The sequence below is a fragment of the Embleya sp. NPDC008237 genome, from assembly GCF_042956465.1.
Taxonomy (GTDB): domain Bacteria; phylum Actinomycetota; class Actinomycetes; order Streptomycetales; family Streptomycetaceae; genus Embleya.
In genome coordinates, this window is sequence record NZ_JBIBGL010000013.1 from 90,310 (window position 1) to 116,787 (window position 26,478).

22 protein-coding genes are annotated in these 26,478 nt (G+C 71.7%); 15 read left to right on the forward strand and 7 right to left on the reverse strand.

Going from position 1 to position 26,478, the window contains the following annotated elements; all coding sequences use genetic code 11:
- Positions 1-33: 33 nt before the first annotated feature.
- Both ACFZBU_RS30650 and ACFZBU_RS30655 read right to left on the reverse strand, forming a co-directional pair.
- A complete protein-coding gene (locus tag ACFZBU_RS30650; protein WP_391586935.1) occupies positions 34-891 on the reverse strand; it encodes a 3-hydroxybutyryl-CoA dehydrogenase in 858 nt (285 codons plus the stop codon).
- Positions 892-1,201: 310 nt separating this feature from the next.
- Positions 1,202-2,017: an SDR family NAD(P)-dependent oxidoreductase gene (locus tag ACFZBU_RS30655; protein WP_391586936.1), complete on the reverse strand. Its 816-nt coding sequence runs from the start codon at positions 2,015-2,017 to the stop codon at positions 1,202-1,204.
- Positions 2,018-2,171: 154 nt separating this feature from the next.
- Here ACFZBU_RS30655 and ACFZBU_RS30660 point away from each other — a divergent pair, with 154 nt between their 5' ends.
- From ACFZBU_RS30660 to ACFZBU_RS30680, 5 genes are all read left to right on the forward strand, one after another.
- Entirely contained in the window at positions 2,172-2,666 is a 495-nt protein-coding gene (locus tag ACFZBU_RS30660) for a pyridoxamine 5'-phosphate oxidase family protein (protein ID WP_391586937.1), read from the forward strand.
- Positions 2,667-2,810: 144 nt separating this feature from the next.
- The gene (locus tag ACFZBU_RS30665) at positions 2,811-5,033 is read left to right on the forward strand and encodes an acyl-CoA dehydrogenase (protein ID WP_391586938.1); all 2,223 of its coding nucleotides are present in this window, start codon (positions 2,811-2,813) and stop codon (positions 5,031-5,033) included.
- Between the two features lie 110 nt (positions 5,034-5,143).
- The gene (locus ACFZBU_RS30670; protein WP_391586939.1) at positions 5,144-6,334 is read left to right on the forward strand and encodes an acyl-CoA dehydrogenase family protein; all 1,191 of its coding nucleotides are present in this window, start codon (positions 5,144-5,146) and stop codon (positions 6,332-6,334) included.
- Between the two features lie 33 nt (positions 6,335-6,367).
- Complete coding sequence (locus ACFZBU_RS30675) at positions 6,368-7,495, forward strand: acyl-CoA dehydrogenase family protein (protein ID WP_391586940.1); 1,128 nt, start codon at positions 6,368-6,370, stop codon at positions 7,493-7,495.
- A gap of 77 nt (positions 7,496-7,572) precedes the next feature.
- Positions 7,573-8,373 (forward strand): crotonase/enoyl-CoA hydratase family protein, encoded by an 801-nt coding sequence (locus ACFZBU_RS30680; protein WP_391586941.1) that lies wholly within the window; start codon positions 7,573-7,575, stop codon positions 8,371-8,373.
- 92 nt (positions 8,374-8,465) lie between these two features.
- Here the strand turns inward: ACFZBU_RS30680 and ACFZBU_RS30685 are convergent, their stop codons facing one another.
- Positions 8,466-10,112: a protein kinase gene (locus ACFZBU_RS30685; protein WP_391586942.1), complete on the reverse strand. Its 1,647-nt coding sequence runs from the start codon at positions 10,110-10,112 to the stop codon at positions 8,466-8,468.
- Between the two features lie 303 nt (positions 10,113-10,415).
- Here ACFZBU_RS30685 and ACFZBU_RS30690 point away from each other — a divergent pair, with 303 nt between their 5' ends.
- On the forward strand, positions 10,416-12,020 hold the full coding sequence (locus ACFZBU_RS30690) for an acyl-CoA synthetase (protein WP_391586943.1): 1,605 nt from the start codon (positions 10,416-10,418) through the stop codon (positions 12,018-12,020).
- A gap of 128 nt (positions 12,021-12,148) precedes the next feature.
- Here ACFZBU_RS30690 and ACFZBU_RS30695 read toward each other — a convergent pair whose 3' ends face one another.
- On the reverse strand, positions 12,149-13,462 hold the full coding sequence (locus tag ACFZBU_RS30695; protein ID WP_391586944.1) for a DUF445 domain-containing protein: 1,314 nt from the start codon (positions 13,460-13,462) through the stop codon (positions 12,149-12,151).
- A gap of 197 nt (positions 13,463-13,659) precedes the next feature.
- Here ACFZBU_RS30695 and ACFZBU_RS30700 point away from each other — a divergent pair, with 197 nt between their 5' ends.
- A complete protein-coding gene (locus ACFZBU_RS30700; RefSeq protein ID WP_391586945.1) occupies positions 13,660-13,992 on the forward strand; it encodes a helix-turn-helix domain-containing protein in 333 nt (110 codons plus the stop codon).
- Positions 13,993-14,011: 19 nt separating this feature from the next.
- Here ACFZBU_RS30700 and ACFZBU_RS30705 read toward each other — a convergent pair whose 3' ends face one another.
- Positions 14,012-14,743 (reverse strand): TSUP family transporter, encoded by a 732-nt coding sequence (locus ACFZBU_RS30705; protein ID WP_391586946.1) that lies wholly within the window; start codon positions 14,741-14,743, stop codon positions 14,012-14,014.
- A gap of 121 nt (positions 14,744-14,864) precedes the next feature.
- On the reverse strand, positions 14,865-15,602 hold the full coding sequence (locus ACFZBU_RS30710) for a TetR/AcrR family transcriptional regulator (RefSeq protein WP_391586947.1): 738 nt from the start codon (positions 15,600-15,602) through the stop codon (positions 14,865-14,867).
- Positions 15,603-15,753: 151 nt separating this feature from the next.
- On the opposite strand from ACFZBU_RS30710, the gene ACFZBU_RS30715 reads away from it, so the two are divergent.
- The 3 genes from ACFZBU_RS30715 to ACFZBU_RS30725 all read left to right on the forward strand — a co-directional run bounded on the left by ACFZBU_RS30715 (position 15,754) and on the right by ACFZBU_RS30725 (position 19,038).
- Positions 15,754-17,244: an MFS transporter gene (locus tag ACFZBU_RS30715; protein ID WP_391586948.1), complete on the forward strand. Its 1,491-nt coding sequence runs from the start codon at positions 15,754-15,756 to the stop codon at positions 17,242-17,244.
- 86 nt (positions 17,245-17,330) lie between these two features.
- Positions 17,331-18,194 carry an SDR family oxidoreductase gene (locus ACFZBU_RS30720; RefSeq protein ID WP_391586949.1) on the forward strand — a complete coding sequence of 288 codons (864 nt, stop codon included), beginning with the start codon at positions 17,331-17,333 and terminating at the stop codon, positions 18,192-18,194.
- Between the two features lie 166 nt (positions 18,195-18,360).
- Positions 18,361-19,038, forward strand: a complete 678-nt coding sequence (locus ACFZBU_RS30725; RefSeq protein ID WP_391586950.1) for a hypothetical protein — start codon at positions 18,361-18,363, stop codon at positions 19,036-19,038.
- 358 nt (positions 19,039-19,396) lie between these two features.
- On the opposite strand, the gene ACFZBU_RS30730 is transcribed toward ACFZBU_RS30725, so the two are convergent.
- Positions 19,397-19,822 carry a hypothetical protein gene (locus tag ACFZBU_RS30730; RefSeq protein WP_391586951.1) on the reverse strand — a complete coding sequence of 142 codons (426 nt, stop codon included), beginning with the start codon at positions 19,820-19,822 and terminating at the stop codon, positions 19,397-19,399.
- 470 nt (positions 19,823-20,292) lie between these two features.
- On the opposite strand from ACFZBU_RS30730, the gene ACFZBU_RS30735 reads away from it, so the two are divergent.
- The 5 genes from ACFZBU_RS30735 to ACFZBU_RS30755 all read left to right on the forward strand — a co-directional run bounded on the left by ACFZBU_RS30735 (position 20,293) and on the right by ACFZBU_RS30755 (position 26,370).
- Positions 20,293-21,690 carry a hypothetical protein gene (locus ACFZBU_RS30735; protein ID WP_391586952.1) on the forward strand — a complete coding sequence of 466 codons (1,398 nt, stop codon included), beginning with the start codon at positions 20,293-20,295 and terminating at the stop codon, positions 21,688-21,690.
- A 122-nt stretch (positions 21,691-21,812) separates the two neighbouring features.
- Positions 21,813-22,397, forward strand: coding sequence for an SUKH-4 family immunity protein (locus tag ACFZBU_RS30740; RefSeq protein ID WP_391586953.1), 585 nt, complete (start codon positions 21,813-21,815; stop codon positions 22,395-22,397).
- A gap of 60 nt (positions 22,398-22,457) precedes the next feature.
- Complete coding sequence (locus ACFZBU_RS30745) at positions 22,458-23,297, forward strand: nucleic acid/nucleotide deaminase domain-containing protein (protein ID WP_391586954.1); 840 nt, start codon at positions 22,458-22,460, stop codon at positions 23,295-23,297.
- Positions 23,298-23,334: 37 nt separating this feature from the next.
- On the forward strand, positions 23,335-25,554 hold the full coding sequence (locus tag ACFZBU_RS30750; RefSeq protein WP_391586955.1) for a hypothetical protein: 2,220 nt from the start codon (positions 23,335-23,337) through the stop codon (positions 25,552-25,554).
- 129 nt (positions 25,555-25,683) lie between these two features.
- Entirely contained in the window at positions 25,684-26,370 is a 687-nt protein-coding gene (locus ACFZBU_RS30755; protein ID WP_391586956.1) for a WXG100 family type VII secretion target, read from the forward strand.
- Positions 26,371-26,478 lie beyond the last annotated feature (108 nt).

Sequence of the window (26,478 nt, forward strand, 5' to 3'; positions counted from 1 at the left end):
CGGACCCGGGACCGGCCGGACTCGGTACCGGACTCAGTACTGGTAGAACCCGCGCCCGGTCTTCTTGCCCAGCAGCCCCGCGTCGACCATGCGCAGCAGCAGCGGCGGCGAGCTGTACAGCTGCTCCTTGAACTCGTCGTAGAGGCTGTCCGCGACCGCCTTGATCGTGTCCAGACCGATCAGGTCGGTCAGCCGCAGCGGGCCCATCGGGTGCGCGCAGCCGAGCACCATGCCGTTGTCGATGTCCTCCGCCGAGGCGAAGCCGGACTCGAACATCCGGATCGCGGAGAGCAGATAGGGCACGAGCAGCGAGTTGACCACGAAGCCGGCGCGGTCCTGCGAGCGGATCACCGTCTTGCCCAGCACCTCGCCCGCGAACGCCTCCGCGCGGGCGGCCGTCGTCTCGTCGGTGAGCAGCGAGGGCACCAGCTCGACCAGCTTCTGCACCGGCACCGGGTTGAAGAAGTGGATGCCGACGACCTGCTGCGGCCGGGCCGTGGCCATGCCGAGTTTCATGATCGGAATCGAGGACGTGTTCGAGGCCAGGATCGCGTCCTCGCGCACCACGACCTTGTCCAGCGTGGCGAAGATCTGCGTCTTGAGCTCTTCGAGCTCGGCCACGGCCTCGATCACCATGTCCCGCTCGGCGAAGTCGCCCAGGTCGGTGGTGTAGGTGATCCGGGCCAGCGCCGCGTCCCGATCGGCCTCGGCGAGCTTGCCCGCCTTCACCCCACGATCGATCGACTTGGTCACCCGAGCCTGCCCGGCCTCCGCCGCGGCCTTGCTCGTCTCCGCCACCAACACGTCCAGCCCGGCCTTGGCACAGACCTCGATGATCCCGGACCCCATCAGCCCGGCCCCTACCACCCCTACACGCCGTACATCGGACACCGCGTACTCCTCGCTCCACTTGCTGCCGTCAGCCTCCTCGGCATCCTCTCAGGTGAGCGTCGGCGGTGGTCGATCCACTCGATGGGTTGGCCGGTGAGCCGGGCGATCGCCTCGAAATCATGATCCGCGTGGAGCGGTACGAGATCGTGTCGGGCGGAAGTGATCGAGGTCACGAGATCCGCAACACCGGCGCATCGGTGCCGCGATTTCTCCCGGAGGCGGTGCCGCAGGGCAACAGCCTCGGCCCACACGGATCCCGGTGCGTGGAAGTACGGCGGTGTGTCGTGGGCCTGAGTCGTGTGTGCCGATCTCAGTGCGGCGCCGCGTCCATGTCCGGCAGCGGATAGGGGAACTTGGCGCTCACCGCCCCGTCCACCGTCAGGGTCTGGCCGCTCACGTAGCGGGAGAGGTCGCTGGTGAGGAAGAGGAGGGGGCCGGCGATGTCGGCGGGTAGGGCCACGTCGCGCAGGGGGGCGTTGGCCGCGTTGGCGGCGCGGCCCGGTTCGCCGAGGTAGGCGGAGACGCGAGGAGTCCAGACCACGCCGGGGGCGACCGCGTTGACCCGGACGCCGGCGGGGCCCAGTTCCACCGCGGCCGAGCGGACCAGTGAGATCAGGCCCGCCTTGGCCGCCCCGTAGGCCGCGTGCATCGGGGCGCCGGTCAGGCCGGAGACCGAGGCCACGAAGGTGATCGCGCCGCCGCCGTGTGCGGCCAGGTGCGCGCCGCCCAGTTGCAGGGCGAGCAACGCGTGTCGCAGCACGATGTCCTGATGCCAGGTCCAGTCCTCGTCGGTGGTGGAGAGCAGGTCGGCGTACCTGCTCATGCCGATGATGTCGACGATCGCGTGCGCTCGACCCAACCGCGCCCGGACGTCGGCCCACAGCCGGGTCACGTCCGCGCGCGAGGTGGCGTCGCCGGACCAGGCGATGCCGTCGACCTCCGCGGCGATGTCCTTCGCCAGGTCCGGTTCGCGGTCCACCGCGAACACCCGCGCGCCGGACTGGGCGAGCGCGTGCGCGGTCTGTCGGCCGATGCCCTGGCCTGCGCCGAGCACGACGACACCGCGTCCGTCGAGCCGGAGTCGGGCCGGGTAGTCGGGCACCTCGGAGTCGTCGCTTCGGGTCATGGCGCCGACGCTAGGCAGGACCTGACGCACTGTCAATCATGGTTCGGGAGTTGGTCGGCAGCGGAACTGACGGTCTGTCAATCGTCCTCGCGGCGTGGCAATGTTTGACCCAGGCAATAAAAATCCCCGGTGGGCGAGAGCGAAGGAGTTCGGCATGGGCGAGCACATGGGCCACGGCGTCAAGCAGCGCGATCGGGTCCGGATGACGGACGAGGAGGTGGCCGCGTTCCTGGCCGAGCGGCACTCGATGACCATGTCCACGCTCAACGCCGACGGCAGCATCCACTCGATCGGCATGTGGTACGGCTTCCTGGAGGGCGAGGTCGCCCTGGAGAGCAAGGCCCGCGCGCAGAAGGTGCTCAACGTGCGCCGCAACCCGACCATCACGTGCCTGGTCGAGGCGGGCGAGTACTACGAGGAACTGCGCGGTGTGTCCATCGTCGGCAAGGCCGAGGTGGTCGAGGAGCCGGAGCGGATCTGGGAGCTGGGGGTGAGCGTGTTCGGTCGCTACGCGGCGCCGTACACCGAGGAGATGCGCCCGGCCGTGGAGATGATGCTGAACAAGCGCGTGGTGATCAAGGTCGTCCCGGACCGGATCGTGTCCTGGGACCACCGCAAGCTCGGCCTGCCGTCCACGCGCCCGAGCTGACCACCTTCCCCGGCCCCCGCGCCGGCGGCCGGTTCGCGATCCGGGCCGCCGACCGCGCGCGGACGCGGATCTGGCGACGCCGGATCCAGTCAGGTAGCCTGTCCGCTTACTTGATCGAGACAAGTATTGGTGAGGGAGTACACAGTGCCGATCGGATTCGCCACCGAGCACCGGGCGTTCGCGGAATCGGTCGCCGGTTTCGTCGCTCGCCACGCCTCGATCGAGGCCACCCGCCGAGCCTCCGACGAACTCGCCGCCGGTGCGCTCCCGGACTGCTGGGACACGCTGGTCGGCCAGGGCCTGACCGCCGTGCACCTGCCCGAGGAGCACGGCGGCGCGGGCGCGGGCGTGCTCGAACTCGCCGTCGCCCTGGAGGAGGCCGGCCGTGGTCTGCTGCCCGGCCCGTACCTGCCCACCGTGCTGACCAGCACCATCCTGGCCCGCTGCGGCGGCCCCGAGGTCGGCAAGGCGCTGCTGCCGCTGTTCGCCGAGGGCGCCACCGGCGCGGTCGCCGTCGCGCCGAGCCTGACCGCACGCCGGACCCGGGTCGGCTGGGAGATCGACGGCATCGCCGAACCGGTCCTGGGCGCGGTCGGCGCGACCCACCTGCTGCTCGGTGCGCGGATCGACACCGACATCGACCGGGACGAGCAGATCTGGTTCGTGGTCGAGCCCGCCGGCGAGGAGACCGTCGAGGTGCTCCCGCTGGACCCGGTCGACCTCGCCCGCGGCGTCGCCCGGGTGCGCACGCGCGGGCTGGAGATCACCGCCTCCCGGGTGCTGGCCGGGATCGACACCGGCAAGGTGCGCGACCTGGCCGCCGTGCTCGCCGCGGCCGAGGCGGTCGGCGTGGCCCGCTGGTGCTTCGAGACCGCGCTCGCCTACGTCAAGATTCGCGAGCAGTTCGGCGTCGCGGTCGGCTCGTTCCAGGCGATCAAGCACAAGGCCGCCACCCTGTTCACCCGGCTGCAACTGGCCACGGCCGCGGCCTGGGACGGGGCCCGGGCCGCCGACGACACCGTCGCCGACGCCGACGAGCAACTGCGCCTGGCCGCCGCCGAGGCCGCCGTTGTCTGCCTGCCGGCGGCCCGCGAGATCGCCCTCGACTGCATCACCATGCTCGGCGGCATCGGCTTCACCTGGGAACACGACATCCACCTGTACTGGCGCCGCGCGGTCTTCCTGGCCCAGTGGCTGGGCCCGTCGGGGGAGTGGACCGCACAATTGGGCCGTGCCGCACTGGCGAGCGTCGGCGGCGGCCCCACCCGGCGCTTCGACCTCGAACTCGACGAGGGCGACATCGCCGCCTTCCGGGCCGAGGTGGCCGCACACCTGGCCGAGGCGAACGCCCTCGCCGAGCCCGCCCGTCGGCGGCGCCTGGCCGAACTCGGCTACGTCTCACCGCACTACCCGAAGCCGTACGGCATCGCCGCGAGCCCGGCCCGACAGGTGGTCATCCAGCAGGAGTTCGCCCGCGTCGGGCTGACCCAACCGAGCACGATCATCGGCGAGTTCGCGCTGCCCACGATCATGGAGCACGGCACCGACGCGCAGCGCGACGCCTATGTGCCGGCCACGCTGCGCGGCGAGATCATCTGGTGCCAGCTGTTCAGCGAGCCGGGCGCCGGCTCCGACCTGGCGTCGCTGAGCACCCGTGCCACGAAGGTCGACGGCGGCTGGCGGCTGAACGGCCAGAAGGTGTGGAACTCCAAGGCGCACGAGGCCCACTTCGGCATCTGCCTGGCCCGCACCGATCCGGACGCGGCCAAGCACAAGGGCATCACCTACTTCATCGTGGACATGGCCACGCCCGGCATCGACGTGCGCCCGCTCAAGCAGTCCAACGGCCAGTCCGAGTTCAACGAGGTCTACCTCGACGACGTGTTCGTGGCCGACGACCAGGTGGTCGGCGAGGTGCACGCGGGCTGGCGGATCGCCCGCACCACACTGGCCAACGAGCGGGTGATGATCGCCGGCGGCCCGGGCATGCAGGCGTTCGGCAGGCTGCTCGACGACATCGGCGAGGCCGCCGCGGCGGACGGCGCGCTCGCGAGCCGGCTGGGGGCCTTCGCGGCGGAGCACTTCGCGCTGCGTGCGCTGACCCTGCGCTCGACGCTCCAGCAGTTGTCCGGGCTCAACCCGGGCGCCGCCTCCAGCGTGCTCAAGCTCGCGGTCACCGAGCACCAGCGGGCCGTGGTCACCGCACGCCTTGACCGGATCGGCGCGGCCGGCACCCACCACGCCGACCTCGGCGGCGAACTGCTCACCGCCTACCTCTCGCTGCCGGCCGTCCTGCTCGGCGGCGGCACCCGGGAGATCCAGCTCAACGTCGTCGCCGAACGCATCCTGGGCCTGCCCAGAGGCTGATCCGGCCGGCGCCCCGCCCGCGCCGCGCCCCCGGCGACCGGCTTTTCGTCCCGGCAACCGGCGATCGACCACCGGCTGTCAGTGCTTTCCACGGCTACCAGGGAGATCACGTGCACATCACCTACACACCCGAGCAGGAGGACCTGCGGCGGGAACTGCGCGAGTACTTCGCGCGGATCATGACCCCGGAGATCCGGGCCGAGCAGGCCGCGGGCGAGACCAGCCTGACGGGCAAGGACGGCGCGTACTGCCGCGTCATCAAGCAGATGGGCGAGGACGGCTGGTTGGGCATCGGCTGGCCCAAGGAGTACGGCGGCCAGGACCGCACGATGCTGGAACAGCTGATCTTCACCGACGAGGCCACCCTGGCCGGCGCGGCGGTGCCGTTGTTGACCATCAACACCGTCGGCCCGACGCTGATGGAGTACGGCACGCAGGAGCAGCGCGACTTCTTCCTGCCCAGGATCCTCGCCGGCGACATGCACTTCTCGATCGGCTACTCCGAGCCGGGCGCGGGCACCGACCTGGCCGCGCTGACCACCAAGGCGGTTCGGGACGGCGACGACTGGATCATCAACGGCCAGAAGATGTGGACCTCGCTGATCCACGTCGCGGACTACGTCTGGCTGGCCGCGCGCACCGACCCCGACGCGCCGCGGCACAAGGGCCTGACCATGTTCCTGGTGCCCACGAACGCCGAGGGCTTCTCGTGGACCCCGATCAAGACCATGGGCGGCCAGACCACGTCACAGACCTTCTACGAGAACGTGCGGGTGCCCGCGTCGGCGATGGTCGGCGAACTCAACGGCGGTTGGAAGCTGATCACCGGTCAGCTCAACCGCGAGCGGGTGGCGCTGTGTTCGGCCGCGGCCATCCAGCTCGCGCTGCACGAGACCCGGCGCTGGGCGGAGCAGGCCGTGCTGCCGGACGGCTCGCGGGTGATCGACCGCGAGCACGTGCAGGCCAACCTCGGCCGGGTGCACGCCAAGGTCGAGTTCCTCAAGCTGGTCAACTGGAAGATCGCCTGGTCGGTCGACCACGGCACCAAGGTCGGCCCCGCCGACGCGTCGGCGACCAAGATCTTCGGCACCGAGTTCGCCACCGAGGCCTACCGGCTGCTGATGGAGTGCATGGGTGAGGACGGCTACCTCCAGCAGGACTCGCCCGGCGCGGTGCTGCGCGGCCGGCTGGAGAAGATGCACCGCACGGCGCTCATCCTCACCTTCGGTGGCGGCACCAACGAGGTACAGCGCGACATGATCGCGATGCTGGGCCTCGGCCTGCCGCGACCGCCCCGCTGACCCGCCGTCACCACGCTGACAAGGACAGGTGAAATGGACTTCGGTTACACGGAAGAACAGCAGGACCTGGTGGGCCTGGCGGGGCGGATCCTCGGCGAGCGGGTCACCCACGAGGCGCTCACCGCGCTGGACAAGAGGGTCGAGCAGGAGGGCGCGCCGCGCTTCGACCGCGACCTGTGGGCGGAACTGGCCAAGGCCAACCTGCTCGGGATCGGACTGCCGGAGGAGTTCGGCGGCTCCGGCTACGGCGTCTTCGAGCAGTGCCTGATCCTGGAACAGATCGGCCGCACGCTCGCCCCGGTGCCGTTCGGGCCCTCGATCGCGGTGGCCGCCTCGATGCTGAACCGGCTGGGCACCGACGAGCAGAAGGCGGCCTGGCTGCCGGGTGCCGTGGACGGCTCGCGGATCCTGACCTACGCGCTCGCCGAGCCGTTCGGCCGGGACGGTGCCGCGCCCGCCACCAAGGCGGTGCACACGGACGGGGTCTGGCACCTCGACGGGGTCAAGACCGGGGTGCCGGCCGCGACCGTCGCCGACCTGATCCTGGTGTCCGCGGACGCGGACGGCCACGCCGGGGTGTTCCTGGTCGACCCGAAGGCCGCTGGGGTGCGGATCGAGGCCCAGCTGACCACGGCCAAGGAGATCGCGGGGCTGGTCACCCTGGACAACGCCGTGGGCACGCCGCTCGGCGGTCCCGACGCGGCACTCGACCTGCGCGACCGGGCCACCCTGGCGCTGTGCGCGACCCAGCTCGGGGTGACCGAGAAGGCGATGCGCGAGACCGCGAAGTACGCGAGCGAGCGTGTGCAGTTCAAGCGCCCGATCGGTTCCTTCCAGGCGGTGGGCCACCGGCTCGCCGACGCGTACATCGATGTCGAGGGCATCCGGCTGACCACGTGGCAGGCCGCCTGGCGGGTCGCCGAGGGACTGGACGCGGCCGAGGCGATCGCGACCGCGAAGTTCTGGGCGGCCGACGGCGGACACCGCGTGGCACATGCGGCGGTGCACGTGCACGGCGGCATGGGCGTGGCCGAGGAACACTTCGTGCACCGCTACTTCAACCACGCCAAGCAGCTCGAACTCTCGCTCGGCGGCGCGACCGAGCAGGCGCTGCGGATCGGCGCCGGCTTCGCCGCCACGGCCGCGGGCGAGTTCGCCTGATCCCGTCCGACCCGACCCCGCCTTCGGCCCGGCCGCGCCGGCGCCGCATCCCTGTGATTCCTGGAGACGAACAGAACATGAGCGAACCCCACGCCCTGGTCGAGCGGGACGGTCACGTCCTGATCATCACGATGAACCGCCCGGAGGCCCGGAACGCGGTCACCGGCGAGATGATCGAGATCCTGGAGGCCGCCTGGGACGAGGTCAACGACAACCCGGAGATCCGGGTCGCCATCCTCACCGGCGCCGGCGGCGCGTTCTGCGCGGGCGCCGACCTGAAGGCGATGAGCCGGCGCGCGCCGGGCGACGCGTTCAAGGGCGGCGAAGGCAGGCCGGCCATGGACATGTCCGTGATGAAGTGGTGTCTCAAGGGCTTCACCCTCACCAAGCCCCTGATCGCCGCGATCGAGGGGCCCGCCATCGCGGGCGGCACCGAGATCCTTCAGGCCACCGACATCCGGGTGGCCGGCGAGTCGGCGCGCTTCGGCGTGTCCGAGGTCCGCTGGGGCCTGTTCCCGCTCGGCGGGTCGGCGGTGCGCCTGCGCCGTCAGATTCCGTACACTGTCGCCGCCGACCTGCTGCTCACGGGCCGCCACATCAAGGCGCCCGAGGCCAAGGAGCTCGGTTTGATCGGGCATGTCGTGCCGGATGGCGGCGCACTGGAGAAGGCGAAGGAGATCGCCCACCAGATCGCCGCCAATGGTCCGATCGCCGTTCAGGCAGTCCTGCGCGTTCTGCGTGAAACCGACCAGTTGACCGAGGAAGATGCGTTCAAGCTGGAGTCGCAGATCGGCATGCGGGTGTTCATGAGCGACGACGCCAAGATCGGTCCGCGAGCCTTCGCGGAGAAGAAGACCCCGGAGTTCAAGGGCACCTGATGTGCCATCGGAAGACTTCGGCATGAAACGGGCCCGCCGGGTCAGGGACGGCAATCCCCCGGCGGGTCCTCATCATGTCGACGCACGAGCGGTCATCCGGGTTGCATCGGATGCCGAGGCAATCTCGGCGCCGACGCGGGCACCCGCCGACCCCGGATCTCCCGGGCGAGCTCGACCGCGACCAGCGCGCCGAGCACGATCCACAGGGCGACCATCATGTTCTCGTCGCCCATCGACGAGCACGACCAGCCGGTCAGGGCCGCGAACAGCCAGAACGCCGCGATGTAGAGGCCGGGGGTGTCCCGCCGACGCAGGAAGGCGACCAGGAAGATCAGCGCGAGCAGCGCGAACGATGCGATGCCGGCGAACTCCTGGCTGGTGAGATCGCTCGCGTTCCAGTGGTCGGTGGCGCCGTAGGCGGTGAAGGTCTGTCGTCGGTAGGCGCGGCGGTACTGCGGCGAGAACAGTGCCGCGGCCAACACGGCGAGCGGCCCCCACACCAGCAGCACGGCCAGTCGGGCCGACCACAGCAGCGCGGCGGCGGCGAGCACGGCCACGGCCGGGCACAGTTGATTGAAGCCCTTGAACCCGTCCGGACGCACGCTCAACCACGTGGCCGCCAGCAGCGCGCCGCCGGCGACGGCGAGCAGGCCGTCGCCGGTGAGTCGGAACCGGATCGCCCACGGCCCACCGCCGGACCGCTGCGGCGCCGAGCCGACGGACGGCGGGATGCCCGGCATTCGGGGCGGACCCGGTGCGGGCGGGGCCGGGGGAGGCGGCGCGGGCGTTCGGTCGCCGGCGGTGACCGGGACCGGGACCGGGGTCGGTTCGGTGGTCGGTTCGGTCGCACGACTGGTCGGGCGGGCGACGTTCGGGTTGCGGGTGGTGTCGGGGGCGGGTGCGCCCGACGCCGACCGGGCACGGATGTCCTCCAGCGCCGCGAGCAGCCGACTCGCGGTCGGGAACCGGTCGTCGGGGTGCTTGGCCAGCAGGCGCAGCACCAGCGCGTCCAGGTCCTCGGGCACCTGCGGGCGCATCGCGGACGGCGGCGTCGGCGGCTTGGAGAGGTGCTGGTGCATCACCGCGAACGGCGAGTCGGCCAGGAACGGAGGCCGGCCGGCGAGCAGTTCGTAGATCAGCGCGCCGAGCGAGTACAGGTCGGTGCGGGCGTCCACGTCCCGGCCCTCGATCTGCTCCGGGGACAGGTAGGCGGGGGTGCCCACGGTCATCCCGGTCGCGGTGAGCCGGGTGGTGGTCTCCGCGAGCACCTTGGCGATGCCGAAGTCGAGCACCTTCACCCGGCCGGACGAGGTCAGCATGATGTTGGCCGGCTTGAGGTCGCGGTGCACGACGCCGTGGCCGTGGCTGTGCACCAGCGCGTCGGCCACGTCGCGGGCGATCGCCACGGTACGGCCGATCGGCAGCGGGCCCTCGTGCAGCGCCTCGGCCAGCGTGCGACCGTCGACGAACTCCATCACCAGGAAGGGCGTCGGTTCGCCGTCCGTGGTGTCCTCGCCGACGTCGTACAGCGTGGCGACGCCCGGGTGCGAGAGCGCGGCGACCGTGCGGGCCTCGCGCCGGAACCGGTCCCGGAACTCCTGCTGCCGGGTCAGCTCGGCGGGCAGCACCTTGACCGCGACGGTGCGGCCGAGTTCGCGGTCGACGCCGCGCCAGACCACGCCCATGCCGCCGTGGCCGACCGGCTGAGCCAGTTCGTACCGTCCCCCCAAAACGCGCATGTCTCCCCCGGATTCGGGTGCGTGGCGTGCCTGGACGCGCGGGTCTTCGCGGGCCTTCGCGGGCGTGCGGGTGCGCGGGCCGGTGCGGAACCGCGGGCGTGGAGCCGCCGGTGATTTCGGGACTTTCCCGGCGCGAAAGTACCGCCCGGCGGGGAGGCCCCGACAGCGCTTTGCCGGATCATGGCGAACCTATTCTTTTGATCGAGTCAAGGGTAAGTTGACTCGACCCTGCTTCGACCCGGACCGGATCCGTGTTCGGATCCGGCTTCGGAAGCGCCCGTTCATCCGCCGTGGGAGCCGACCATGACGCCCGTCAGCCCGTCGTTCAACCTCGCCGACCTCTTCGAGATCGTGGTGGACGCGATTCCGGACCGCACCGCGCTGATCGCGGGCGAGGTGCGACTGACCTACCGTGGACTCGACGAGCGGGCCAACCGCGTCGCACACCACCTGCGCGACGCCGGGATCGAGCCCGGCGACTTCGTCGGGATCCACGCGTGGAACCGCGCCGAGTGGGTCGAGGCGATGATCGGCTGTCACAAGGCACGGGCCGTGCCGATCAACATCAACTACCGCTATGTCGAAGCGGAGTTGCGCTACCTGTACGAGAACTCGGGCATGGTCGCGGTGATTGCCGAACGTTCGTTCGCGGGTGCGACGCAGGCGATCCGGGCCGATTTCCCGGCGCTGCGGCATGTGCTGATCCTGGAGGACGGCTCGACCGAACCGGCCGAGGGCATGGTGGCCTACGAGGACGCCCTCGCCGCGGCCTCGCCCGAACGCGGCTTCGGCGCACGCAGCGGGGACGACCTGTACGGCCTGTACACCGGCGGGACCACGGGCATGCCCAAGTGTGTGCTGTGGCGTGGCGAGGACATCTTCTTCGCGGCCCTGCAGGCCGGTCGCGGCGCTCGGCCCAGGCTGGAGACGCCCGATGAACTCGCGGACACGGTGCGGGAGTCGGCCGGGATGACCACGCTGGGCCTGGCGCCGATGATGCACGGCGGCGGGCAGTGGTCGATGTGGAACACCTTCTACATGGGCAACACGTTCCTGATGTGGACCGGGCGCGCCTTCGACGCCGACACCGTGATGGCGCTGGCGGCCCGGGAGCGGGCGTTGTCGATGGCGGTGGTCGGCGACGGGATGGGCAGGCCGCTCGCGGACTGGCTCGCGGCCAACCCGGACACCTACGACCTGTCCGCGCTCAAGGCGATCAGCAACGGCGGGGCACCGATGAGCACCGCGGTGCGCACCGCCCTGGAACAGGCCGGCGTCTTCGTGATCGACAGCTTCGGTGCCTCCGAGACGGGCGCCGCGGCCCGGCAGACCGGCGCGCCGGGCGCGGGCACGCGGTTCGCCTCGTCGGCGACCACGACCGTGCTCGACGACCGCCTGATGCCGGTCGAGCCGGGCTCCGGCGACGTCGGCCGACTGGCGGTCAGCGGGCACATCCCGCTGGGCTATCACGGCGACGAGGAGAAGACCCGGGCCACCTTCGTCAAGGACGCGGCCGGGCGCCGCTGGGTGTTGCCGGGCGACTTCGCGCAGCTGGAGAAGGACGGCAGCATCATCCTGCTCGGGCGCGGCAGCGCGACCATCAACACCGGTGGCGAGAAGGTCTATCCGGACGAGGTGGAGGGCGCGCTCAAGTCGCACGCGGACGTGTTCGACGCGGTCGTGGTCGGCGTCCCGGACCCGCGCTTCGGACAGGCCGTCACCGCGCTCGTGGTGGTGCGCGAGGGCACCGCGCCCGCGCCGGAGGCGATCACGGCGCACGCCCGCACCCAGATCGCGGGCTACAAGACGCCCAAGCGCATCCACTTCGTCGAGTCCATCCCGCGCACGGCGGCGGGCAAGGTGGACCTGCGGGCGGCCAAGGCGCGGGCGGAGGAACTGTCCGGGTAGGCGGGTGGGTCGGTGCCGGGGGCCCGGGTCGGGGTCGGGGTCGGCGCCCGGGTGCGGGTCGGCCGGCGGGGCGAGTGGGGCCTGTGCGGGGTTCGGCGCGGTGCCCGGGTGGGCGACCGGCCCCGGGCTCAGCTCAGTACCCGGGTCAGGGTGTGGATCAGCAGGCCGACCAGGGCGCCGACGACGGTGCCGTTGATCCGGATGAACTGGAGGTCGCGCCCGACGTTGATCTCGATCTTGCGGCTGGTCTCCTTCGGATCCCAGGCGCCGACGGTGTCGGTGATCAGCGCGGTGATCTCGTCGCGGTAGGTGGTCACCACGTACACGGCGGCCTGCTCGATCCAGCGGTCCGCCTTGCCCCGCACGCGCGAGTCCTCGGCCAGCCGGCCGGCCAGCGAGCGCACGGCGGCGTTGACCCGGCTGCGCAGTTCGCTGTCCGGGTCCTCGGTGGCCTCGACCAGCATCGCCCGGGCGGCGCCCCACACCGATGCGATCAACTCCTGGACCGCCGGGTGCGCGACGGTGCGGTCCCGCAGCCTCTCTATCTGGGCGATCATCGCCGGATCGTGCTGGAGGTCGCGGGCCACCTCGGCGAGGAAGTTGTCCACCGCGACCCGGGCCGGATGCCCCGGGTCGTCCCGCACCGCACCCGCGAATCGCACCAGTTCGCGGTGCACCTTGTTGGCGATCTGCCGATCCAGGAAGCGCGGCGACCAACCGGGGGACTCCTCGTCGACCACCCGCAGGACGGCCTCGCGATGGTGCTCCAGCCAGTCGTGCGCCTTCGTCGCGACCAGGTCGACCAGGCCCCGATGTGCACCGTCGCGCACCAGCCGGTCGAGCAGTTCGCCGATCGGCTGGGCCACCGCCTGGGCGGAGACCCGACGGGTGATCGCCTGCCCGAACACGCTCTGCACGTCCTCGTCGCGCAGCACGGTCAGCGCCGCGCGGGCCAGTACGCCCAGTTGGTCGGTGACCCGCTCGGCGTGCCCGGGGGCGGCCAGCCAGGTGCCGGCCCGCCGGGAGACGTGCATCCGGCGCAGCCGCTGCCGCACCACGGCGTCGGAGAGGAAGTTCTCCCCGACGAACTCGCCGAGATTGCGCCCCAACGCGTCCTTGCGGGTCGGGATGATCGCGGTGTGCGGAATCGGCAGCCCCAGCGGTCGGCGGAACAACGCGGTCACCGCGAACCAGTCGGCCATCGCGCCGACCATCCCGGCCTCCGCCGCGGCCTGCACATATCCGGCCCAGGCCCCGGCCCCCCGCGCCTCGGCCCACCGCGCGAGCACGTACAACACGATCGCGAACACCAGGAACCCGGTGGCGATCACCTTCATCCGCCGCACGCCCCGAAGTTTCTCCACCTCCGCCGAGGTGCGAACCACCCCGCCGGGGGCGGGACGGTGTGGAGCGGGAGACACGGGTTCGGCGAGATCTTCCATGACCGTCATTCTGATGATCTGCCCACGTCGGATGTGCTCACGACACCACAACGACGACGTGGCTCTCCTCATGTGTGCACTCGTGGGAGGCGATGGATATAACTCGGGGGTCATATTTGTCCGCTGTCGTGGGAAACCGGCCTCCTCGAACCGTTGGAGGGTTCGGGATACCGCGAGGAGCGGAAGGAGGAGCGATCATGAGTCCCGCACGCCGCCGGCAGGACGTCAAGGCCGATGCCCACCGGGTCGACCCCACGCTCGCCGACCCGGGCGTGCGGTCACGCGCCCGGGCGGACCTGGACGCCTACGTCGTCGGTTTCCATCTGAAGGAACTCCGCAAGGCGTTGGGAAAGACGCAGGCAGAGGTGGCGGCCGTGCTCGGCGTGTCGCAATCGCGCGTTTTTTCCCAGATCGAGACCGGGGACCTCGACGCCATGGAGTTGGAGACTCTGCGCTCGTACGCGGCTGCGTTGGGCGGTCGCCTCGACGTGACCGTGAACATCGGCGACGTGTCCTTTCAAGTGGCCTGAGCCCCGTGCCGATTCGGCGTCACAGGGTCAACAGGCCCTTGGTCAGGGTGGTGGCGCCGCCGGTGAGGGCCAGCCATTGGACGGCGCGTTTGGCCTGGTGTTCGGGGGTGCGGGCGGCGAGGAAGTGGCCGATCGCGGCGCCGGCGAGCAGGGCTGTGACGACGGCGGCCCAGGCCGGGGTGGTCAGGTGTGGGGGTGACTTGGCGGCGAGGGAGAAGGCGTTCACGACGACGGCGTAGAACTGTGCATTGGGCACGAACTCGGCGGCGGTCCAACCGGCGTTGAGCGCGTACAGGGACATCGCGGGGCCGCCGACGCCCGCCGAGGAGTTCATGAAGCCGCTCGCGGCGCCGGCCATCACGGCGCCCCTGCGGGCGCGCAGGGCGGGTATCCGGACGCCGCGCATGACGAAGCCGACGGCCAGGCAGACGGCCGCGCCGATGCCCACCAGCAGCCAGGGCTCGGGCAGTCGGGTGGCCACCCAGGACCCGAGCGGCACGGTGCACGCCGCCGCGACCACCAGCGGCAACATCGCGGCGAGCCGGACCCGGCGCCACGAGGCGGCCAGCCCGATCGCACTGACCACCCCCGAACCGCCGTTGCACAGCACCACGCCCTGGGCCGGTCCCAGCAGCAGCACCAGGCCGGGCGCCGCGACCAGCGCGAAGCCCATGCCGGTGAGGCGTTGCACCGAGGAACCCAGGAGGACGATCCCGCCGATGAGCAGGGCGAGGGACCAGGCATCGGACACGGGTGATCCTCGGGTCGGGGGGATCTGACGACCCGACAGCTATACCGGAGATCGTCGGTCGGTGGTGCCGTGGTCCAACCGGGTAGGATCCGGCCCGCGCCGGCGGCGGCCCGGCGTCGGATCAGCCGCGGGCCGGGGTGCCCAGGATGCCGTTGAGCAGGACCTCGATGCCCCAGGCGTCGCGTTCGTCGCCGGACCCCGCGGTCAGCGTCGCGCGCATCGAGACCAGGTGCGGGTAGTCCGTAGCGGACAACCGCCCGAACGCCTCGTCCATTGCCGCGACCGCGCTCTCCTCGGTCTGTCCCTCGGCGCCCTTGGCGGCGTACGCCGACTCCTCGGCCGCCGCGGCGGTGATGTGCAGGTTGATCAGATCCAGTGCGAGGGAGCGGGTCAGGTCGTCGATGCCCGCGCCGGCCAGCAGTCCCAGGATCGCCTCGGCCAGCGCGAGCGCGTTGGGACCGGTCGGTACGTCGCCCAGCGCCACGGTCGCGATCCCGCGATGGCCGCCCAGCACGGTGATCGCCGTGCGGATGAGCGTGGTCAGCTCCGTGCGCCAGTTCGGGAACGGCTCGCCGACCGCGGCCACGGTCGGCAGCGGGATCTCGCCGAGCACCCGGTCGTAGATCAGCGCGAGCAGCTCGTCGCGGTTGGCCACATACACATAGAGCGAGGCGGCGCCGGTGTCGAGCGCCTGCGCGACCCGGCGCATGGTCACCGCGTCCAGGCCGTCGGCGTCCAGGATCGCCAGCGCGGCGGACACGAGTGCGTCCGCGCTGAGTGCTGCCTTGGCCGGTCGGGTCCGCCGACTGACCGGTGCGGAAGTGGTGGACGGGCGTGGTTCGCCGGGTGATTTCGCCATGCCCCGAGTATAGACGTTGACGGAACGCTGTTCGCTACGTACATTGTTCGTAACGAACGACGTTCGTAGCGAACGCAGCTCGACACACCGCTCGCCCCGCCGCATCCATCGCCTCGTCAGGGGCCGCGCGGCCCCGATCCGAGGAGTACCGATGACCCCCGCACCCGCGTCCACCACCGCCGACGCACTCGACGACATCGCCCCGAAGCCGACCGCCGACCCGGCCGCGCCGGCCGCCGCCGAGACCCCGCTCCCGGCCGCATACGCCCGGCGTTGGGTGATCCTGGCGATCGTGCTCGTAGCCGAGGTGATGGACCTGCTCGACAGCACCGTGACCAACGTCGCCGGCCCCTCCGTCCGGGACGATCTCGGCGGCGGTGCCTCGCTGTTGCAGTGGCTCGCCTCCGGCTACACGCTCGCGTTCGGCGTGTTGCTCGTGGTCGGCGGCAGACTCGGCGACCGCTGGGGCAGACGCCGATTGTTCCTGCTGGGCGCCGGCGGCTTCGCCGCGGCGTCCCTGCTCTGTGCGCTGTCCCCCTCGCCCGAACTGCTCGTCGCCGCCCGCATCGCCCAGGGGGCCTTCGGCGCCCTGTTGATCCCGCAGGGCTTCGGCATCCTCAAGTCGGTCTTCCCGCCCGGCGAGACCGGCAAGGCGTTCGCCGCGTTCGGTCCGGTGCTCGGCCTGTCCGCCGTCGGCGGCCCGATCCTGGCCGGCGCGCTCATCCACCTCGACCTGTTCGGCACCGGCTGGCGGCTGATCTTCCTGATGAACGTCCCGCTCGGCCTCGCCGCCGTGCTCGGCGGCCTCCGCTACATCCCCCGGGACGACCCGAACCCCGCGGTGCGGATCGACCTCGCCGCCGCCGCGCTGCTGACCGCCGCCTCCACGCTGATCATCCTGCCGCTCATCCAGGGCCCCGAAGCCGACTGGCCGCTGTGGTCGTTCGGTTGCCTCGCCGCCGGTGTCGTCGCATTCGCCGGTTTCATCCTGCGTGAGCGCCGCAGCACCCACGCGCTGATCGAGGCCACGCTGCTGCGCAACCGCGCGTACAAGTCCGGCATGCTCTTCGGCCTCGCGTTCTTCGCCGGCACCACCGGATTCATGCTGATCACGTCCCTGTTCGTGCAACTGCACCTGCACTACGGCCCGCTCCGGGCCGGCCTCACCCTCGCCCCGATCGCGGTCGGCATCGTGGTCGCCTCCATCGCCGGCTTCCAGGTGATGGCCAAGCTCGGCCGCAACCTGCTTCTGATCGGCGTCGGCGTGCACATGGTCGGCCTGGTCGCCCTCGCCGCCGTGGTCACCCACTACGGTTCGGACACCACCAGCGTCGCCCTGATCGCCCCGCTGTTCGTCGCCGGTATCGGGATGGGCGCCGTCTTCGCCCCCCTGTTCGACGTGATCCTGGCCGGTGTCGCCGAGCACGAACTGGGCAGCGCCTCCGGCTCGTTGTCCGCGATGCAGCAACTCGCCGGTGCCCTCGGCGCGGCCGGCATCACCACCTTGTTCTTCCAACTCGCCGAACACCACAGCGCCTCCTCCGCGATGGCCTTCGGCGCCCTTGCGGTGGCCTGCCTCGGCCTGCTCGCCGGCGGCCTGGTATTCCTGCTCCCTCGGCACGCCCGGCCGCACGAGGCGTAAGCCCGCGCACAAAGCGCCGAGGCCCGATCGCCCCGCATCTCCCGAACCCCCGGCAACACCACCGAACCAGCAAGGAACGAGTCACCATGACCAGCACGACCATCCTCGTCACCGGAGCCCGCGGCAGTGTCGCGCGCGGTGTCATCGCCCGCCTTGTCGCCGCCGGCCGGTCCGTCCGGATTGCGAGCAGCGACCCGGCCGAACTCGAACCGACTCCCGGTGTCGAAGCCGTCCGCCTCTCGCTGCGCGAACCCGACAACGCCGCCGCGGTGTTGCAGGGCATCACCAGCGTGTTCCTCTACGCCGAGGCCGCCGGCATCGCCGACTTCGTCAAGGCCGCCCAGGCCGCCGACGTCCGACACATCGTGCTGCTGTCCTCGTCCTCGACGAACACCCCCGACCCGCAGAGCAACCCGCTCGCGGCGGGCCACCACACGGTCGAGGTCGCGGTCGCCGAGTCCGGAATCCCGTACACGGTGCTCCGCCCCGGTGCGTTCGCCGGCAACTCGATCGGCTGGAAGTACCAGCTGATGGGCACCGGAAGCATCCAACTGCCCTACCCGAACGCCCAGATCGCCCCGATCCACGAGGACGACATCGCCGACGTGGCGACCGCGGTGCTCCTGGCCGGAGACCACCTCGGCGAGACGCTCGACCTGAACGGCCCCGAATCGATGTCCTTCGTCGAGCAGATCGCGATCCTGGCCGATGTCCTGGGCCGCGACCTGCCGTTCACCGAGGTCACCCGCGACCAGGCGCTCGCCGGACTGACCCGCCACATGGACCCCGGCTACGCGAACGCACTGCTGGATCTGTGGGAGTCCGCCGTCGATCCGGAGCCGCTGTCCGGCACCACCGAGGCGATCACCGGCAAGCCCGGCCGCAGCTTCCGCAGCTGGGCCGTCGACCACCGCGCGGACTTCGCGCTCGACTCGGGCCGGCGCGGGTAAATCCCCGACAATCACCCGGACATGACGACATCGGACCGACCGGACCGGCCTTCGCCGGCCGGTCGGTCCGTGCTGTGGCGGGCTTCTCGCTCCCTCGCTCCCCACGGAGTCGCCAGGCTGTCTACCCTGCTGTTCAGACCGGCCGTTTACCGAACTCTGGACGCACATGACCGTCGCGCTTCACACCGGCGCGGGTGCCGCAATCGAGGTACGCCGCGCGCTCCAGGCTGATGAAGCCAGGGACGTTCCCGAACACACGTGGGTCGGCCCGATCGTCCGGGTCCGCCCACAGGGTGAACGGCACTACGAGGACATCGCCTACATCGAGGCCGCGCCCACCGACGGCATGGGCAGTTCCCCCTCCCGCCACCTGACCCTGTGGGCCGACCGGGCACGCCGGCACCGGATCGCCGCGGTGGGCACGTACTCCACCGCCGGCGACTACGCGGTCTACAGCATCACCGGACCGGCCGGCGAACACCTGGCCACGGTGCATCGCGAACAGGGCAGCATCCGCCGGCTGCGCCGCACCTCCTGGACGATCCGCCCGGCCGAGGGCCCCACACTGCACGCGCACAAGGGCACCACGTTCGGGTGGATCGCGTGGTGGGCGCTGTCTCCGCTGTGGGGGCTGATGATGGCCGTGGCCGTGCTCGGCGGCAAGGCCCCGCGGCTGCCGCTGCGCACGATCTGGCGCCACGACGGCACCCGCGTCTTCGAATACCTGGGCAGCGTCGGCACGACCGACTCCTACGAACTACCCCCCGGCCGGGTCGACGCCCGCATAGTCCTGGCCCTGGCCGCCCTGCACAACAGCCACCCGGGCTGGTACGACCGCCTGTAGCCACGCGCTCGGGCCGGGCGGGGACGACCGGGTGCCGAGAGGGCGCGGGACGACATCGCGGAGCCGAATCCAGGCCCGCACGGCGGGAGTCGTGCCGGGCGCGGGCGCGGTGGCCGGCCACCGCGCCCGCGGTCGTGGCGAGACGGTACCTGCGGGCCTAGGCCGTGTCCGGCGGATCCTGGTGGGGCCGCGCCGCCTGGCATCCGCCCTTCGGGCTCCTCGCTGCGCTCGTCTCGCCGCACCGGAGAAACAGCCGAAGGGAACCACCATGCGGCTGCTTCTCCGGCACGCCGAGCCACGGCACCGGACGACGCGACCTCATCCACCAGGATCCACCGGACACGGCCCAGCCGGAGTGTCAGGGCGTGGTCCGCCAAAGTCCGCCGGGCGGTACCGACGTCTCGCAGTCGTCGCACAGCGTCAGGTGCAGGTATCGGGTGGTGCGGAGCGAGCCGGGGCGACCGCAGTTCTCGCAGACGGTTCGGGAAAGGCGATTGAACTCGGCTGTCACGACGCGAAGTCGGGTGGCCTCCGCCGATGTCCAGTCGGCCCGGTTGGGTGTCCACGGTCGGGGGAAGGCCTGGACGGTCAGGGCTGCCCATTTCTGTTTCACGGCGAGCAGTTCGTAGTCGGGGAACTCCGCCACCAGCGCCTCGTGGCAGCGCAGGGCGAGGTGGTACCAGCCCGGGCCGATCCAGAACTCGCCCGACGCATGCCGGAGATGGCGTCGCAACGGCTCCAGGACGACTTCGGACGGCCGTTCCGACGTACCGGGCGTGGTCATCTGCTTCCTCCGCTTCGGGGACGGTCCCGGACGCGCCGGGATCGCGATCGAGTGCCGGGAGTCGCGGTCGGGTTCCGGCAACTCGGGTGATCCGGGCCGCCGACGCTGTCACCCGTCCACCCCCGGCGTCCAGTCCGCGACGGTGCCGCCGGGCGGGCGTGGCGTCGGGTCCGGGGTATCTCCCGACCACCCGGGCCGGGCCGCGCGCGGGGCGGGGCCGTGCCGGCCGGCCTGCGCGACGCGAGGGAAACCCCCGAACTTCCCTCCGTTTTGCATTACTTGACTCGAAGCCGGTTGGCCTCGCGGGACACCGAACGTAGGTTTGACACCGTCGTTCGGTCACTACGGGGGTAGTTCGTGCGGCGGCCCGATCGATGGATCGTCCGCGAACGTGCGCATCACGGCGGGTCGGGCCCGCCTCCTCCCGGGGCGTCGAACGCGCGCGACGGCCCACGGGGAGGCGATCGGCGATGAGCAAGACCAAGAAGGGTCCGAAGGGCGGCGATGCGGGCAGCGGGCACGACGCGCCCGGCGCATCGAAGCCGGGCGACGCACCGGCGGCCGTACCCAAGGCGCCCAAGCGGCCCGGCGCCGGCGACACCTCGGGCAAACCCGGCGGCCCACCGGGCACGGACGGCGGCGCCCCCGGCGGCAAGCCGGCCGGTCCGCCGCCCACGGGCGCCAACGGGTTCAAGCACGTGCCCGAACACGTGGAGTCGGGCGCCCGGGGCATCGACGCCTCCGCCGCCCGGATCGAGGCCGCGCACACCAAGTTGGCCGGTGTACTCCAGGCCAAGGGCTCGTTCTGGAACAAGGACAGTCTCGGCCAGACCTTCGGCAAGGTCTTCGAGCCGTTGTCCACCGGCCACTCCCGGGCGGGCGGCGCGCTCCAGCAGGCAGTGGCCAAGACCGCCGGCAACGTGCGTACCGGTGCCAAGCGCACGACCGCGACCGAGGAGGCGAACCTCAAGCGGTTCGGGACGCGGATCGGCGGCCCGGACGCGAAGAAGCCCGGCGGCAACGGCGGCCCGACCGGCGCCGGCGACGGCAGGAATCCGGGCGGCTCCGGACAGAATCGGCCCGGGCAGGGCCGGACACCGGTGTACTTCGTCGACGAGGACGGCCGGGTCCATCAACTGGTCAACGGGAAACTCGTTCCGGCCCGACCGGGGGGCGGCAATTCCGGTATCGACCGGGTGCTGAATCCGGACGGCACGATAAAGGTCAACATCAAGACCGACAAGGAAGGAAATCCCGAGGTCACCCCGCGTGGCAAGCCGAAACGGGTGCCGGTGCCGGGCGGCAAGGGCCGCTACGACAAGTACGCGAAGGAAGAGCAGAACAACACCGGGAATGCCACGCCGCGCACCCCGGTGCAATCGCAGCCCCTGCAACAGCCCACGGACCTGTCCCAGGCCGTCGAGGACGTGCGTCGGGCGCAGAACGACTACGGCGGCAACAACTACGCCTCGTTGTATTACCAGGATCCTTCCGGACGCGGCGGCGATTTCATCCTGGTGGGCAGCAGCGGCAACAACGGCGGCCATTCCGAGCGGGCCATCGGCCTGCCGATGGTGCACAACGGCATGCAGAACGACGTCACTCGGCTGTATACCGAGCGGGCACCGTGCCAACCCTTCCCGAAGACCGGTGGCGCCGGGTGCGACATCTGGGTGGACATGCATCTCAACGGCAGCGGCCGAAACGCTCCGTTGGAGGTGAGCCACGTCGCCGACTTCGATTCGCGACGGCTCGACGGCGCGGACCGCAACGGCCCCTTCAACCTGTACATGCACGACCTTCAGCAGCAGCATGCCGCGGGCAACACCGGTCCGCTGGCCGGTGTATACACGTACCAGTATCCGTAGGCATCCGTGGGCATCCGCAGGTTCGAACCCGCCGGAACGGCGGCGGACGGTTCGACGGCCCGGGCAGGCGGCTCGAAGGCCCGGGAAGGGGCCGGAAGCGCCGGACACAGCTGGAGTGATTCATGATCTTCGACATCGACCGCCGCGGACTGCTGGAGGTCTTCCCCGAGGGCCGGGTGGTGCGCGCCTCGCGCGCCGAACTCGCCGAGGTCCCGGGGCGGGTCGAGGACCTGGACTTCCTGTGCGACGTGGGGATCCCGCAGGGGCTGTTCCAGATGGCCCCGGCCCTGGCCGGCGAACCCGGCGCGCAGCCTTCGCGCCTGCTCGACCTCGGCGACCCGGACGACGGGGTCGACCTGCCCGAACTCGACGGTGTCGGCCCGGTGCTCGTCCTGGGCGGAATTCAGCAGTGGTACATCTTCCTCCAACTGGAGACCGGCCGGATCCACGCCTTCGCGGACGGCGGATCCGAGTATTGCGAGATCAACGGCGACCTCTCCTCGTTGTGCACGATGCTGTACCTCCTGTGGACGCGGACCCCGCGCACGGAACCGGGGAGTACGGGCCCGGGCAACGAGGAGTACCGCCGCGTCGCACAATCCATTCGGGATCGGATCGAGCCGCTCGATCCGATCCCGTATCGCGGGGAAAACCTGTGGATTTCCTATTTCGGTTCGTACGTCGACGGCCTGTATCCGCTGCGCTGACCGCACGGCCGTCCGGCCGCGCCTCGGGCCCGCCGTCGAAAGAGGGATACTCGAATCACCATGAACTCTGACCTTTCCGCCGCCCTCCATCAACGCTTCGGCCGGGACGGACTGCGCTTTTCCGACTCGGCGCAGCTCGCCGGTGTGCCGATGCCCGTGCAGGTCGGCGCGTACTTCATCGGCGCGGACGACGAACACCCGCCGACGCTCGGGGGGTTCGCCGACGCGGTGGGGGAGTCGCTGCCCGATCCCGCGGTGCGCGAGCGGGTCCGGCTCGGCACCGATCAGGGCGCGGAGCTCTACGTCGCCGCCGACGGGTCGGTGCGGGCCCTGTTCCTGGGCGTCGACCTGCCGGAGATGCCCGTGGCGAGCAGCGTGGAGGCGTTCGCCGCCGGGCTGCTGACGCTCGATCAGGCACTGCCCCGGATCGCCGCGGTGGGCGAGCCGGTCGAGGGCTTCCCGCTGTTTCGCGAACTGCGCGAGGAACTGCTCGCGCTGGACCCGGACGCGTTCGCCGAGCGCGAGGCGTGGTGGCCCAGGGTGCTCGACGATGTGCGACTCCCGCTGAACATCGCCGGTTCGGCCGCGTTCGAGATCGTGGACGCGGACGGGAACAAGCAGATCGTGACCGAGGTGTCCCGCCCGGGACTGCCGCACCCCGAGGAACTGCTGTGGTACCGCCTGTCGGCCGGGGGTGTGCCGGCCGAGGACGTTTTGCGGGTGTACTGCGAGCTGGAGCCCTGCCTGATGCCGGGCCACTACTGTGCGCTGTGGATGGGCCGACTGTTTCCGCACGCCGAGTTCACCCACAGCTTCGGCTACGGGGAGAGCGCGCAGTCGCGCGAGGACGGCGTCCGGGCCCTGATGACACACGTCGCGGAGCAGGGCGACCATCGCTGACCGGGCAGCGTGCGGCACGAATCGGGGGACGGACACCGTGGTCGACAACGACGGGCATCGACTGCCGCACATGGGCGCCGGCCGACAGCCGGCCGCCCGTGCGCTGCTGGGCTGGCTGGACGACGAGCGGTCGCCCCGGCTGTGCCTGGTCCGCGGCTCGTCGGGTGCGGGCAAGTCGCACCTGCTGGCCTGGTTGTACGCCGCCACCGGTACGGACGACACGCCGCCCGCCCGCCGACTGCACGCCTTCGTGCCGGCGCACACCCTCACCGTGCCCGGCGTCGTCGCCGAACTGGCCGCCCACCTGGGCGTCGCGGCCCGCACACCCCGCCAACTGATCGCCGCGGTGGCGCTCGACCCGCGGCGCACGGTGATCGCGGTCGCCGACCCGGACCACGCCGGCGTACCCGGCGCACCCGGGGAAGGCGCCCGGATCGTGGCCGAGTTACTCGACCCGCTGCTCGAACTGCCGCACGTGCGACTCCTGGTGGAGTGCGCGCAGCCGGACACCCGGGCGGCCTTCACCCGCGTCGCCGCGCCCGCCACGCTGGACCTGGACGAGCCCCGCTGGACCCACCCCGGTCGGTTCGAGCGCTGGTACACCGAACTCGCGACCGGATCGCCCCCCGCCTCGCCGTTCGGCGCCGAAGCCGCCTTTCCGCACCCCGGCCTGGCCCGACTGGCCGCCCGCGTGGACGGGGGAGGGCTGCCCGCGACGCCGGGCGACGGGGTGCCGGGCGACCTGCCGGAGCGGGCGGCGCGGATCCACCGGGCCTGGTGGGCGACGCTGCCCGAGGACGTGCGCGCGGCCGTGGCCGCCCTGTCCGGGCTCGACCTGCCGCTGCCGGCCCGCCAGTGGGAGCGGGCGCTGACCACGCTGTACCCGACGCCGGGCCCGCGGTCCGCCGCCGCGACGATCGAGCACGCGACGCGCGTGTTGCCCGCGGTGTTCGAGGGCGGCGACACGTGGGCGCTGCCGGCCGGGCCGCTCGCCGCATTCGTCCTCGGGCAACGCCCGGAGGGCGCCGACCCCGGCCGCCCGGCCCGGGTGCACGCCGCGCTGCGGCATGCGGCGGACGCGGGCATCACCGACCTCGCGGGGTTGTACGACGCGGGCGAGGAGCGCATCTCGGCGATCCTGGCGCACAGCGTGCGGATCGGCGACGCCGCGGCGCTCGCCGCCGACCCGGTCGTGCAGGCGCTGGCCCGGCCGCAGACGGTGGCCACCGCGCTGGTGGCCACCGGACAGTGGGAGCAGCCCGCCCAGGCCGCGTTCCGCGGCGCGTTCGGCACGCTGCTCGGGGAACCCGCGCCGGCGGCCCGCGCGGCGCTGCTCGCGGTACACCGGCTCGGCCGTGACGACGCCGTCGCGCGCATGCTCGCCGAACGATCCACCGCGCCGGGCTGGCGGGCCGAGTGGGCCCGCTGGGGCGACGGCGACGCACACCGCCCGGACCGCTGGCCGGGCCCGGTCCTGGCGGCGACCGCAGGCCGCGGCGGCCTGGCCGGCCGGGTGCTGCTCGTGGACGACACCGGCGTGATCCGTGCCGTCGCCGGCGCCGACGGCACGATCGCCGGCCGCGTCGTCGCCGGCTCCGGGCCCGTCCCGCTGCGCGCGCTCGCGAGCACCTACGGCGGCCGGGTCACCACGCTGAACCGGTGGGGCGGCGTGGACGTCCTGGAGGCCGCCTACCACGGCCCGCGCGGCGCGCTGGAGGCCGCCTTCCAACGTCTGGTCAACACGTGCGGGGCCGAGCTGACCGTGCTGTGCGCACATCCGCTGCCTGCGGTCGGCGACGTCGAGGGCGGTGTCTGGTGCCATGGTTCGCCGCCGGGCCTGCCCGGCGGCGAACCACCGCCGCGCGGAGTGTTGTCCGCTCCGCTGCACACCGGCCCGGTCACCGCACTCGCCGCGGTGCGCACCGGTTCGGACGGCGCGCCGCCGTTGCTGATCAGTGGCGGCCGGGACGGCCGGGTGCGGATGTGGAGCCCGGGCGCGGAGCCGGCGCCGGATCCGCTCGACGCCCGGGCGACCGCGGTGACCGCGCTGGCCTGCGAACAGACCACCGAGGGCGTGCTGATCGCGGCGGCCTGGGCGGACGGCCTGGTCCGGCTGCGCCGACCGGGCGACGACACGGCCGTCGACCTGAACCTGGGCGCACCGGTGACCGGGATCGCGGTGTCGGTGCAGGGCTACATCGTGCTGGGCATGGCCGGGGGCGTGGTCGGTCTGCGCCTGGAACCCCCGGCGCGGTGACGGGATTTCGGCGGGCGCGGGATCCGGATCGAGGATGCCGCGAATCGATGTACCGGACCGGGAAGGGGCGTAACGTCGAGACGGCGCGCCCTCCGGTTCGGGCGTGCGCGACGACGACGGGGGTCGATTGTGGGCATCACCATACCGGGCTATCTGGACACGGCGTTGGACGTCATCGGCGTCGACTGGCCCAACCTCGACGAGGACGAGTTCAAGGAACTGGCGCAGGCCTACCGCGAGTTCGCCGACGAGATCGACGAGGCCAGAGCCGACGGGAAGAACGGCGCGGCCTGGATCCTGTCCGGCACCAGCGGGATGGCCGCCGAGGCCTTCGAGGCGCACTTCGGCAAGCTGAACAACGAACACCTGCACGATCTGGCCGAGGGCGCCCGCATGCTGGCCAAGGCGCTGGACGCGGCGGCGGTGGTGATCGAGGTCGCCAAGGGCAGAGCGATCGCCCAACTGATCATCCTGGCCGACGCGATCGCCGCCGCGGCGGCTGCCGCCACCTTCACCTTGGGCCTGTCCGCGATCGCCGGTCTCGCCGAGGTGGCCATCGTGCGCACCGCGGTCAAACGCATCTTCAAGGAACTCGAAGAGGAACTCATGGCGCGCGTCGTCGAGATCGCCACCGCGCCCGCGGTGGCCGCGCTCGAGGGCACGGCCAACGAACTGCTGTCCCAACTCGTGGAGAACGAACTCGGGGCCCGCAACGGCTACGACCTCGACGCCGCGATCGACGCCGGCAAACAGGGCGGACAGGACGCGATGCCGACCGTGTCCAGCATCACCACGACCCTGAACCCGGTGACCTGACCGGCCACGGGGCTTCGAACGCAGGTACGGCCACCTTGACTTCGTGCCGCCGCGTCGGGATCCTGCCGGCGGGCGGCACGGTCACCCGGTGCCGCCCCGGGACTACCG

What these genes read in the sequence shown, in the direction of transcription:
- ACFZBU_RS30655 (WP_391586936.1), bottom strand. Translation starts at nt 2,017, where the DNA reads ATGACCCGAAGCGACGACTCCGAGGTGCCCGACTACCCGGCCCGACTC.
- ACFZBU_RS30660 (WP_391586937.1), top strand. Translation starts at nt 2,172, where the DNA reads ATGGGCGAGCACATGGGCCACGGCGTCAAGCAGCGCGATCGGGTCCGG.
- ACFZBU_RS30675 (WP_391586940.1), top strand. Translation starts at nt 6,368, where the DNA reads ATGGACTTCGGTTACACGGAAGAACAGCAGGACCTGGTGGGCCTGGCG.
- ACFZBU_RS30680 (WP_391586941.1), top strand. Translation starts at nt 7,573, where the DNA reads ATGAGCGAACCCCACGCCCTGGTCGAGCGGGACGGTCACGTCCTGATC.
- ACFZBU_RS30685 (WP_391586942.1), bottom strand. Translation starts at nt 10,112, where the DNA reads ATGCGCGTTTTGGGGGGACGGTACGAACTGGCTCAGCCGGTCGGCCAC.
- ACFZBU_RS30690 (WP_391586943.1), top strand. Translation starts at nt 10,416, where the DNA reads ATGACGCCCGTCAGCCCGTCGTTCAACCTCGCCGACCTCTTCGAGATC.
- ACFZBU_RS30695 (WP_391586944.1), bottom strand. Translation starts at nt 13,462, where the DNA reads ATGGAAGATCTCGCCGAACCCGTGTCTCCCGCTCCACACCGTCCCGCC.
- ACFZBU_RS30700 (WP_391586945.1), top strand. Translation starts at nt 13,660, where the DNA reads ATGAGTCCCGCACGCCGCCGGCAGGACGTCAAGGCCGATGCCCACCGG.
- ACFZBU_RS30710 (WP_391586947.1), bottom strand. Translation starts at nt 15,602, where the DNA reads ATGGCGAAATCACCCGGCGAACCACGCCCGTCCACCACTTCCGCACCG.
- ACFZBU_RS30715 (WP_391586948.1), top strand. Translation starts at nt 15,754, where the DNA reads ATGACCCCCGCACCCGCGTCCACCACCGCCGACGCACTCGACGACATC.
- ACFZBU_RS30720 (WP_391586949.1), top strand. Translation starts at nt 17,331, where the DNA reads ATGACCAGCACGACCATCCTCGTCACCGGAGCCCGCGGCAGTGTCGCG.
- ACFZBU_RS30725 (WP_391586950.1), top strand. Translation starts at nt 18,361, where the DNA reads ATGACCGTCGCGCTTCACACCGGCGCGGGTGCCGCAATCGAGGTACGC.
- ACFZBU_RS30730 (WP_391586951.1), bottom strand. Translation starts at nt 19,822, where the DNA reads ATGACCACGCCCGGTACGTCGGAACGGCCGTCCGAAGTCGTCCTGGAG.
- ACFZBU_RS30735 (WP_391586952.1), top strand. Translation starts at nt 20,293, where the DNA reads ATGAGCAAGACCAAGAAGGGTCCGAAGGGCGGCGATGCGGGCAGCGGG.
- ACFZBU_RS30740 (WP_391586953.1), top strand. Translation starts at nt 21,813, where the DNA reads ATGATCTTCGACATCGACCGCCGCGGACTGCTGGAGGTCTTCCCCGAG.
- ACFZBU_RS30745 (WP_391586954.1), top strand. Translation starts at nt 22,458, where the DNA reads ATGAACTCTGACCTTTCCGCCGCCCTCCATCAACGCTTCGGCCGGGAC.